Source organism: Massilia polaris (genome assembly GCF_012927275.1).
GTDB lineage: Bacteria > Pseudomonadota > Gammaproteobacteria > Burkholderiales > Burkholderiaceae_D > Telluria_A > Telluria_A polaris.
On the sequence record NZ_JABBGG010000022.1, the window covers coordinates 1 to 9,564 of the forward strand.

General features: G+C 60.1%; 7 protein-coding genes and 1 pseudogene. 4 read left to right on the forward strand and 4 right to left on the reverse strand.

The features are described 5' to 3' along the window. Positions 1-406: 406 nt before the first annotated feature. Positions 407-1,822, forward strand: a complete 1,416-nt coding sequence (locus HHL21_RS21205) for a DHA2 family efflux MFS transporter permease subunit (protein ID WP_169469648.1) — start codon at positions 407-409, stop codon at positions 1,820-1,822. Here HHL21_RS21205 and HHL21_RS21210 read toward each other — a convergent pair whose 3' ends face one another. From HHL21_RS21210 to HHL21_RS21220, 3 genes are all read right to left on the reverse strand, one after another. Continuing rightward, complete coding sequence (locus tag HHL21_RS21210; protein ID WP_169469650.1) at positions 1,823-2,638, reverse strand: response regulator; 816 nt, start codon at positions 2,636-2,638, stop codon at positions 1,823-1,825. Between the two features lie 29 nt (positions 2,639-2,667). Further along, positions 2,668-4,944 (reverse strand): hybrid sensor histidine kinase/response regulator, encoded by a 2,277-nt coding sequence (locus HHL21_RS21215; RefSeq protein ID WP_229496672.1) that lies wholly within the window; start codon positions 4,942-4,944, stop codon positions 2,668-2,670. Between the two features lie 82 nt (positions 4,945-5,026). After that, positions 5,027-5,776, reverse strand: coding sequence for a Crp/Fnr family transcriptional regulator (locus tag HHL21_RS21220; RefSeq protein ID WP_169469652.1), 750 nt, complete (start codon positions 5,774-5,776; stop codon positions 5,027-5,029). Positions 5,777-6,082: 306 nt separating this feature from the next. On the opposite strand from HHL21_RS21220, the gene HHL21_RS21225 reads away from it, so the two are divergent. The 3 genes and pseudogenes from HHL21_RS21225 to HHL21_RS22235 form a co-directional block, all read left to right on the forward strand. Further along, positions 6,083-7,621: an ice-binding family protein gene (locus HHL21_RS21225; RefSeq protein WP_169469654.1), complete on the forward strand. Its 1,539-nt coding sequence runs from the start codon at positions 6,083-6,085 to the stop codon at positions 7,619-7,621. Between the two features lie 12 nt (positions 7,622-7,633). Beyond that, positions 7,634-8,767 carry an OmpA family protein gene (locus tag HHL21_RS21230; RefSeq protein ID WP_229496674.1) on the forward strand — a complete coding sequence of 378 codons (1,134 nt, stop codon included), beginning with the start codon at positions 7,634-7,636 and terminating at the stop codon, positions 8,765-8,767. Positions 8,768-9,107: 340 nt separating this feature from the next. Then, positions 9,108-9,215: pseudogene (locus HHL21_RS22235) on the forward strand (thioesterase); the annotation flags it as partial. A gap of 107 nt (positions 9,216-9,322) precedes the next feature. Here HHL21_RS22235 and HHL21_RS21475 read toward each other — a convergent pair. Then, positions 9,323-9,564 (reverse strand): hypothetical protein (locus HHL21_RS21475; protein WP_206085967.1); only part of this gene is annotated, 242 nt, incomplete at its 5' end.

The following is a 9,564-nucleotide window of genomic DNA, read 5'->3' on the forward strand; positions in this document are numbered from 1 at the left end:
TTAAGTAATCAGTAACCGAAGTCACTGGCACCTTCATCAAACGCCCACACTTATCGACTGTTAATTTTTAAAGAACTTTATTCGGTACTGCTTGCTGCTTATCGACAAAGCGTTGTGTTTGTCAGCAGCGAAGAGATGAGATTATGCGGTAATTTGCGTTGCTCGTCAAACTCTTTTTTACTACGTCGCCTTTTTCAGACGGCCCTCACAACTCAGCAACTACTTGATTTCGTTAACCATTTCTGCGGGGAGGCGAACTATAGCAAAGCCGTTCGGTAGTGACAAGGGTTATTTGCTGTGGTGTGTGTGAAAACTGCCGTACGGAGCTATAGTCATCAATCCGGATAATTGATCAGCTCGCAATTTGCACCAAATGAGGAACCGTCATGCAGCGTCGTCGGACAGGATGGACACCCTGAACAGCTCAGTCACAAAGCGCTACCTGCCGTGGGTGGTCGCGGCCGCCCTGTTCATGGAGCAGCTGGACGCGACCATCGTCAACACGGCCATTCCGAGCATTGCCGCCAGCTTCGATGTGACGCCGCTGAGCCTGAAATCGGTCGTCAGCAGCTACATCCTCGCCCTGGCGGTCGGGATTCCGGTCAGCGGCTGGATGGCCGACCGCTTCGGTACGCGGCGGGTATTCTCGATTGCCATTATCGTGTTCACGATCGCTTCCATCTTGTGCGGCCTCGCCGTCACTCCGGAGATGATGGTTGCCGCGCGCATGCTGCAGGGTCTCGGCGGCGCCATGATGATGCCCGTTGGACGCCTCGCCATCATCCGTACCTTCCCGAAATCGGAATTGCTGGGGGCGATGAACTTCGTGATCATCCCGGCGCTGATCGGCCCGCTGCTCGGCCCTACTGTCGGCGGTCTGATCGTTCATTGGTTCTCTTGGCGCTACATTTTCTTTATCAATGTTCCGGTTGGGATCATCGCGCTGTTCCTGGTGTATCGCTACATGCCTGACCATGCGAGCGAGCACAAGCGTCCGCTCGACGTGCCCGGACTGATCCTGTTCAGCTCCGGAACGGCATTGCTTTCATGGTTGCTCGAAGTCTTCGGCGAGCACACGCTTGCGCCGATGACTGCACTCGCCGTGCTTGGCGTGTCGCTGGGTCTGCTGCTGGCGTATGCCGTCCATGCCAGCAACGCCCAATTCCCGCTGCTGCGGCTGGGCCTGTTCCGGATTCGCACCTTCCGTATCTCGGTGCTTGGTGGCTTTGTCACGCGAATGGGGTTCGGGGGCCTGCCCTTCCTGCTCCCGCTGCTGTATCAGGTCGGCATGGGGCTGCCGGCATGGAAGTCGGGATTGCTGATGATGCCGTCAGCAATTGCGGCCATGGGAATGAAGTTGTTTTCCCAGCGCCTGCTCAAGCGCTTCGGCTATCGCCAGATCCTGATCGTGAACACCATCTGTATTGGCGTGACGATCACCACTTTTTCCCAGGTCGATTCCGGGACTCCGCTGGCGGCGATTGCCGCACTGGGGTTAATGCAGGGTTTCTTCGCATCCATGCAGTTTTCGAGCATGAACTCCCTCGCCTATGCTGACATCGACGCTAAGGACTCCAGCATGGCAAGCACAATGTCGAGTTCGTTCCAACAGCTGTCGATGAGCTTCGGCCTTGCGGCCGGATCGCTGGTGGCCGGCTGGTATCTGGGCAACGTGGTCAAGACCGACCCCGTGCTGGTCACGAATGCACTGCATCATGCGTTCCTGACCTTGGGCCTGATCACAGCCGCATCGTCGTTCCTGTTCTGGCGCTTGAAGCCCAATGACGGCGAAAGCATCAGCCGCGGCGCCGTCGCCGAATAATCAGGCGCGTATCATCCGCTCGGTGACATCCATGCCGACGCCGCGATATCCGGTGAACCGGCTGGCTGCGTCGAACATCGGCTCACCACTCACCTGCAGATACTGCATGCTGCCGTTCGGCGCCGTGCGGGTATAGATGAAATCGAGGAAAGGCAGGCGGTCGGCGATTTTTGCATCCAGCGCCGCGCGTTCGTTTGCGTTCCAGCCCGCCCCCCTGTCATCCCCGGCATTTACACCGATGCCAAGCATTTCCTGCACCGGCCCGGAAAACTGCGTCAGCTTGCCATCCGCATCCTGCTCCCAATACCAGTCGGACGATAATTCGGTAAAACGCTGGAAGCGCGCTTCGCTTATGCGCAATTCGGCGGTCCGGTCCAATACGGTTTGCTCGAGTACCCGGTTATATTCGGCGAGCTTGCGATACAGCAGGCGCACTTCCAGCATATTGTGAATGCGCGTCTGGACCTCGACCAGGTCGAACGGTTTGCTGATAAAGTCCTTGGCACCGGCCTTCAGCGCTCGCAGCTTATGTCCCGGCTGCGCTGTGATGACCAGGACTGGAAGATAACTATCTTCCTCGAGGTCCTTGAGCGCCTCGATCACCTCAAAACCATCCATGTCAGGCATCTGGAGATCGAGCAGGATGAGGTCGAAATGCCGGGACTGGTGCAGCCCGTACACGTCGCGCGGAAGTTGTGTCGTGGTGATGTTCGTGTAGCCGTCATTGCGAAGCATTTGCTCGAGCAGCATGACGTTCGTTTCCAGGTCATCGACGATTAGGATGCTTGCGCCGAGTATTTCAGAAGCTTCAACCATTAGATTCCCGGTGTTATTCCGTGTGTTCATCATTGACCCGGCTCGCTTGCTTCCAACAGGCCGTGCGCCTCTGCGTGATGTAGTGCGACGTCAAGCGCATCCATAAACTCGCGCACGCGGATCGGCTTGGTGAGGTAGCGGAAAAAACCGGCCTCAAGACCTCTTTCGATATCGCGGGGAATAGCATTTGCCGACAGCGCCAGCACGGGAATATGGGCAGTGGCCGGATCTTCGCGCAAGATGGCCAGCGCGCCGTATCCACTAATCCCAGGCAGGTTAATGTCCATCAAGATCACATCCGGCAGATAGCTGCGCGCCATTTGTACGCCCACATGGCCATCAATGGCAGTAAGCAGGTGGAGGTCGCCGCGACGCCCGATGAGCTGCTGGACCAGCGCGAGATTGGCTGGATTATCTTCGACATAAAGCAGGGTTGGCTTGTCACCAGGCTCGCGCGCCGCCGGCAGCCTGCGATCATGCGCAGCGTCGTCGATATGCCCGAGTGCGAGCGCGGGCGCGGCCGAGGTTGCGAACTCCACCCAGAAAACGGTCCCGACACCGACTGCGCTTTCCACCCCAATGACGCCGTCCATCAGTTCGACCAGCTGCTTGGTAACCACAAGCCCGATGCCAGTCCCCTCTTCGCCGCTGCTTTCCTTCCCGAGACGGTTGAAAGGCTGGAACAACTGCTCGAGCTGCGCAGGCGACATGCCGGAACCGGTGTCCTTGACGCTGACGCGTACCCGGTCCGTACCGCTGAGCGCGCATTGCACGATGACACTGCCGCCAGTGGCGTTGTACTTGATGGCGTTTGACAGCAGGTTGATCATGACCTGCTTGATGCGCGTGCGGTCGGCGCGAACCCAGCTGACGTCATCGAATTTCGGGAAAGTCAGTACGATGCCGCGTGTCGCAGCTTGCGGCTCGACCATGCCCTTGCAATCTTGTAGCACCTCGGTCAGGGACACCGATTCGTGCGACATCGTCACCTTGCCGGATTCGATCATCGCCAGGTCCAGGATCTCATTGATCAGGCGCAGCAAGTACCAGCCGCCCTTCAGGATCTGGTCGATCGAGCGCTGCTGGGCGGCAGCTGGCGCCGGCACTTCGGATGCCATTAACTGGGCGAACCCAAGCACCGCGTTGAGCGGGGTACGTAGCTCGTGACTCATGCTTGACAGGAATTCGGATTTGGCCAGGTTGGCCTTTTCGGCCGCTTCCCTGGCCGTTTGCAGCTCGACGTTCGTCTCCTGCAACGCATGCTCGAAATGCTTGCGCTCGGTGACATCGCGCGCGGCCGCGAACACGCCCTGAAGCTTACGGTCGCGATCATGGAAGGTGGTGGCGTTGTACGACACCACGGTTTCCTTGCCGTCGCGCGCGAGCGCCGTCAACTCGTAGTTGGTGACCTTGCTTTCGCGCAGCACGCGTGTGATGGCTTCTTCGGCACGCTCCGGCTCGGTGAAGCAATTTTTGAACGGCGCACCGATCAGCTCATCGCGTGTGCGCCCGGTCAACATTTCCATCTGCTGGTTGACGTCGCTGATCATGCCGCGCAAATCGGTCGTGATCAACGGGTCGATATTCGATTCGATCAGTGACCGGGTATAGAACTGCTGGTCGCGCAGGCGCTGGTCGAGCAGCGCCTGTTCGGCCTCGACTTGCTTGCGCGCCGTGTTGTCGGTTCCGATCAGCAGGTAGCCAATCACCTTGCCTGGCGCATCTTGCAGCGCAGTCACTGACACCAGCGCAGGAAAGCGGGTGCCGTCCGCGCGGATATAGGTCAGTTCATAGATGTCCTCGATCCCGCGCGATGCCTTGTAGACAAGCGCCTCGAAACCCGGCCGGATCGAGGTGCCGAATTCCGCGCTCAGTGCGGCGGCACGGGTGATCAGCTCCTTGGCGTCCGAAATGGTCGCCGGCGTCAACTTATCGACCACGTCGCCGGCGGCGTAACCGAGCATTTTCTGGGCGCCGACGTTAAAGATCTGGATCACGCCCTGTGCGTCAGTTGCAATGCTGGAGAAGTTGGCGCTGTTGAAAATCGCATCCTGCAGCGCGCCGGCCTTCAGCAGCGGCGCCTCGCTTACCGACATCTGCTCGACGGCGCGCGAACGCACGGCCCGCCCGATCAAAATGAACAGCAAGGCCAGCAGGAATACCAATGCGGCCACGCTGGCCGTGATCAGGTCGCCGGATAAGGCCGGGTCCATCGCTTGGTTGAGGGCGATGCCGCCCACTAACAACAGCACGGCGAACGTGGCGGCGAAGGCAAATGCCATCAGCCGTTCCACGGAGGAATTCATTATCGATTTCATGGGGAGTCTTATGTTGCCTGATGTCGAGCACTCAACCTGGCTCTAAAAGGTGACGGCGAAACTGAAGTCGTCAGGCAGGCCTGCCAGCCATGGCAGGTGGTTGGCGGTTGCGCGTATCGGACAGCAAACGCGCGAATTCTTTCTTTACGACGCCATAGCATTCGCAAACATTGCGCTCCAGGCCGACGCGGCTGGTCACCGTGATATGGCCGCGCCGATAGCTGATGAAGCCGCTGGCCTGCAGCCGGCCTGCGGCTTCGGTCACGCCTTCGCGGCGCACACCGAGCATGTTGGAGATCAGTTCCTGGGTCATTGTCAGCTCGGCCGGGCCGAGGCGGTCGAGCGTTAGCAGCAGCCAGCGGCACAGCTGCTGTTCAACGCTGTGGTGGCGGTTGCAGACGGCGGTCTGGGACATCTGCGTGATAAGCGCCTGCGTATAACGCAGCAGCAAACGCATCACAGGTCCGGCGCGATCAAATTCTTCCATCAGGATGCGCGCGGGAATGCGGTAGCCGAAGCCGCCGGTCTGCACCACGGCGCGGCTCGGCGTCGTGTCGCCGCCCATGAACAGCGAAATGCCAAGCACGCCCTCGTTGCCGACGCCGGCAATCTCGGACGAGCCGCCGTTCTCCAGCAGGTAGTGCAGCGAAATGATCGCCGTGGTCGGGAAATACAGGTAATCGGTCTTGCTGGCGGATTCCGCGAGTACGTTACCGAGCTTCAGAGAAACGAGCTCGAGGTGGGGGGACAGGCGGTTGAATTCGGCGTCGAGAAGCGCCGCGAGGAGGAAATTCTGGTTCGGGTCATGCTTATGGAGCATTCATGCGTTTTCTCGCCGGGGCGTGGGATTGGTGACCGGTCAGGGTAACACGCTAACCAGCGCACGCTTCTTTATATTTGTTCTAATTCCTGTTCCGGCTGGGCCTGGAAGTGGAAGCGGCCCCGCTCTCGGCCGGGTAAAGTCACGGGCTGGCGGTCCGGGTTCCGTTGTTTATTGGAGTCAACTATTTATCTTCGGCCGCTATGCGCGGTACCGAACGGACCGGGCAGTTCCCAACAGTAATAGTCGGGGCCATTGCACGTCGGACAGCACATGAACGATGGCTACTCACGAAGGAACTACAGCATGAACACATTCAAGCGCTACACCAAACTACTATTCTGCTCGGCTGGCCTGCTCGGCGCCGCACTCGTTGCCGGTTGCGGCGGCGGCGACCAGGGCCGCGATCCGATCCTCGGCCTGCCCGCGGCCAGCCTGGTGAACATTGCCGTCACCCCGGCCACTGCCACGATCGCGCTCGGCACGACCCAGCAATTCGTCGCCACCGCGGTCTACTCTGATGGCTCGGCACAAGATGTCAGCACGAAAGCCGCATGGAGCTCAGCCACCCCGGCCGTCGCGACCGTGACCGCTGCCAGCGGCAATGCCACCGCTGTCAGCCAGGGCAGCACCGTCATCAGCGCCAGCTTCAACGGCAAGACCGGCGCGGCCACCTTGACGGTTGCCCCAGCGTCGTTGATGTCGCTGGCAATCACGCCCCCGGCGGTCACCCTGTTTGCCGGCGAAACCCGCCAGCTGACCGCCACCGCGAGCTACTCGGACGGAACGACAGTCGACGTTACGACCCGGTCGCAATTTAGCTCGGCAAATACCGCGGCGGTCGGCTCCACCGTGGGCGGTCTCGTCACTGGCGTAGCGGCAGGGTCGTCGATCATCAGCGCAGCCTTCGGCGGCAAGATCGCGACATCCACTGCCGACACCGCTGCGGCGACCCTGTCGGGCATTTCGATTTCGCCCGCATCGGCCACCATCAGCGTCGGCGCAAAACAAAATTACACTGTGACCGCCCGCTATTCGGACAACTCGACAGCGATTGTGACCGCTAGTGCGACATGGACGTCCTCGGTTACCGGCATTGCCACCGTGCTGAATACTGGCGTTGCCACCGGCGTCGCCGTCGGGACCACCACGATCACCGCGACCTTCAACGGCCAGTCCGCCAACGCCGCCCTGACCGTCGCCGCCATCGTACAACCGGAACCACAGCCACAACCGCCGCCAGCATCCGCAGCCGTCAACCTGCGCAGCGCCGCCGACTTCGCTGTGCTTGCTGGAACCTCAATTACCAACAACGCGGGTGGCACCACCCTGATCACCGGCAATGTTGGCGCGCCATCGCAGACCACCGATCCGGTCCTGGCTGCTGGCTTCACCAACTACAAGTCTGGCGCGATCCTGGCCAATGCACTGGCCGACCTGCAACTCGCGATTACCGATGCCAACAGCCGGACCTGCGACGTTAGCTCCGCCAGCGGCATCGACCTTGGCGGCCTGGTCCTTTCCCCAGGCGTCTACTGCTATGCAGGCGCCATCAATATCACCGGTACGTTGAAGCTAAACGGACCTGGCGTCTACATCTTCCGCACCGCGATGACGCTCAACGCCACGGCCAATTCCATTGTTGAGCTGACCAACGGCGCCAGCGCAAGCAACCTGACCTGGGTTCCAGTCGGCCCTACCACCTTGGGCGCCAACAGCGTCTTCAAGGGCTCGATCCTCGGTCAGGCAGCCGCCATCACGGTAGGCGACAACACCACCTTGCAAAACGGACGCGTGCTGACTGCTGCAGCGGTCACGCTCAGAAACAACAAGATCACCAAATAACTCGGGACCAACATGAAACTTACCAAAACAATCGCCCTGTCGTGCCTGGCATTTTCGATGATGGCCGCGCAAGCGGCCCAGGCTGACGAGCCGTTCATCAATCCGGACTGGGCCAACAGCGCCGTGTACATCGGCGCAGGCATCGGCCAGTCGCGCGCCAGCATCGATGAACAACGCATCCGCGCCAGCCTTACGGCCAACGGCGCGAGCGTCAGTTCGTTCAGCGCCAATGAGCGCGAAGCTGGCTACAAGCTGTTCATCGGCAAACAGCTGAACCAGTACTTCGCGGTCGAGGCAGGCTATTTCGATCTCGGCACATTCGGGTTTGATGCGCGCACCAGCGGTAACGGCATGCTCGGTGGCGAAGCCGGTTTCCGCGGCGTGAACGTTGATCTCGTCGGCCAGTTGCCGCTTAACCAGCGCCTGTCGCTGCTGGCCCGCGCCGGTGCCAACTATGCCAAGACCAGCACCCACTTTTCGGGTAACCGGCTGGCTGCCGTCACCAATCCTAGCGCCAGTGAACGCAAGCTCAACGCAAAAGTCGGGCTTGGCGCGGAGTACAAGTTCAGCGAAGCGCTGGCCGGCCGTGCCGAAATCGAGCGCTACCGCCTGAACGATGCCATCGGCAACCGCGGCGACGTCGACCTGGTCTCGTTCAGCCTGGTGTACAAACTTGGCCGGCCAGCCGCCCGCCCGGTCGTCGCATCGGTAATCCCGGAGCCTGTTGCCGCCGCGCCGGTCGTCGAACCGGCGCCAGCGGTCGCCGCGGCGCCAGTCGCGGTATCCGAAAAAGTGACGTTCGCGGCCGAGGCGCTGTTCGACTTCGACAAGGCGATCGTCAAGCCAGAGGGCAAGCAAGCGTTGGACGAACTGGTCAGCAAGCTGCAAGGCATGCAGACCGAAGTGATGATCGCGGTCGGCCACACTGACGCGGTCGGCTCGGATGCCTACAATCAAAAGCTGTCGCTCAGCCGTGCAGAGGCAGTCAAGGCCTACATCGTGTCGAAAGGCCTGACGCCAAGCCGGGTCTATACCGAGGGTAAGGGCGAGTCCCAGCCAATAGCTGACAACGCGAACTCCGCAGGACGCGCCAAGAATCGCCGTGTATCTGTTGAAGTCGTCGGTACCCGGACAGGCACCAAGTAAAACGGTGAGTTAATACGAACGCCGCCCGGTGAAAGCCGGGCGGCTTTTTTACGCCCAGACATTCATATCGCGAACCGCGCGCACGCAACCACATTCCAACCTTGGAAACCACGCCTTCGGCGCGGCATTCCTGTCGGCTGTACAGTGTCGCATTGAGATCGCTGAAAGGAGAACCTTATGTATGAGAGAACGCTGATGGCCGGCTGGGGCGACATGGACTTCAATTCACACATGCGCAACACGGCCTATCTGGATAAATCCGCCGACCTGCGCATGATGTATTTTGCCGACCGTGGTCCCGATGTCCGAATTCATGCGGCTGAAGATCGGGCCGGTGGTCATGAAGGACGAGGTCGAATACTTCCGCGAATTCCACCTGCGCGATTCGGTGCGGGTGACGATGATGTTGTCGGGACTGTCCGAGGATGGAAGCCGCATGAAACTGCGCAACGACTTTTATCGGGAGGATGTGCTCGCGGCCAGGGTGACGTCGACGGCCGGCTGGACCTGGCACAGCGCAAGCTGGTGTGTCCGCCGGAAGCGTTGTTGCAGGCATTACGCGATGCGGACCGGAGTGAAGATTTTCAGATGCTGCCGAATAGCCGGCGGTGATGGGCGGATCAGTTTGGATTCGCCCACGAGCATCATTGGATACAAATCCTTGGACGAAAAAAATCCCCCACCTGCACCAAGCGCGATCTTGAGCGCGCTTAGGCTGATGGGGGTTTTTCTCTTATAACTAGCCTGACGATAACCTACTTTCACACTGGTTGCAGCACTATCATCGGCGCAAAGTC

Bases quoted from the DNA above. Each gene is read 5' to 3' on its own strand.
- HHL21_RS21205 (WP_169469648.1), top strand. From the start codon at position 407: ATGGACACCCTGAACAGCTCAGTCACAAAGCGCTACCTGCCGTGGGTG.
- HHL21_RS21210 (WP_169469650.1), bottom strand. From the start codon at position 2,638: ATGGTTGAAGCTTCTGAAATACTCGGCGCAAGCATCCTAATCGTCGAT.
- HHL21_RS21215 (WP_229496672.1), bottom strand. From the start codon at position 4,944: ATGAATTCCTCCGTGGAACGGCTGATGGCATTTGCCTTCGCCGCCACG.
- HHL21_RS21220 (WP_169469652.1), bottom strand. From the start codon at position 5,776: ATGCTCCATAAGCATGACCCGAACCAGAATTTCCTCCTCGCGGCGCTT.
- HHL21_RS21225 (WP_169469654.1), top strand. From the start codon at position 6,083: ATGAACACATTCAAGCGCTACACCAAACTACTATTCTGCTCGGCTGGC.
- HHL21_RS21230 (WP_229496674.1), top strand. From the start codon at position 7,634: ATGAAACTTACCAAAACAATCGCCCTGTCGTGCCTGGCATTTTCGATG.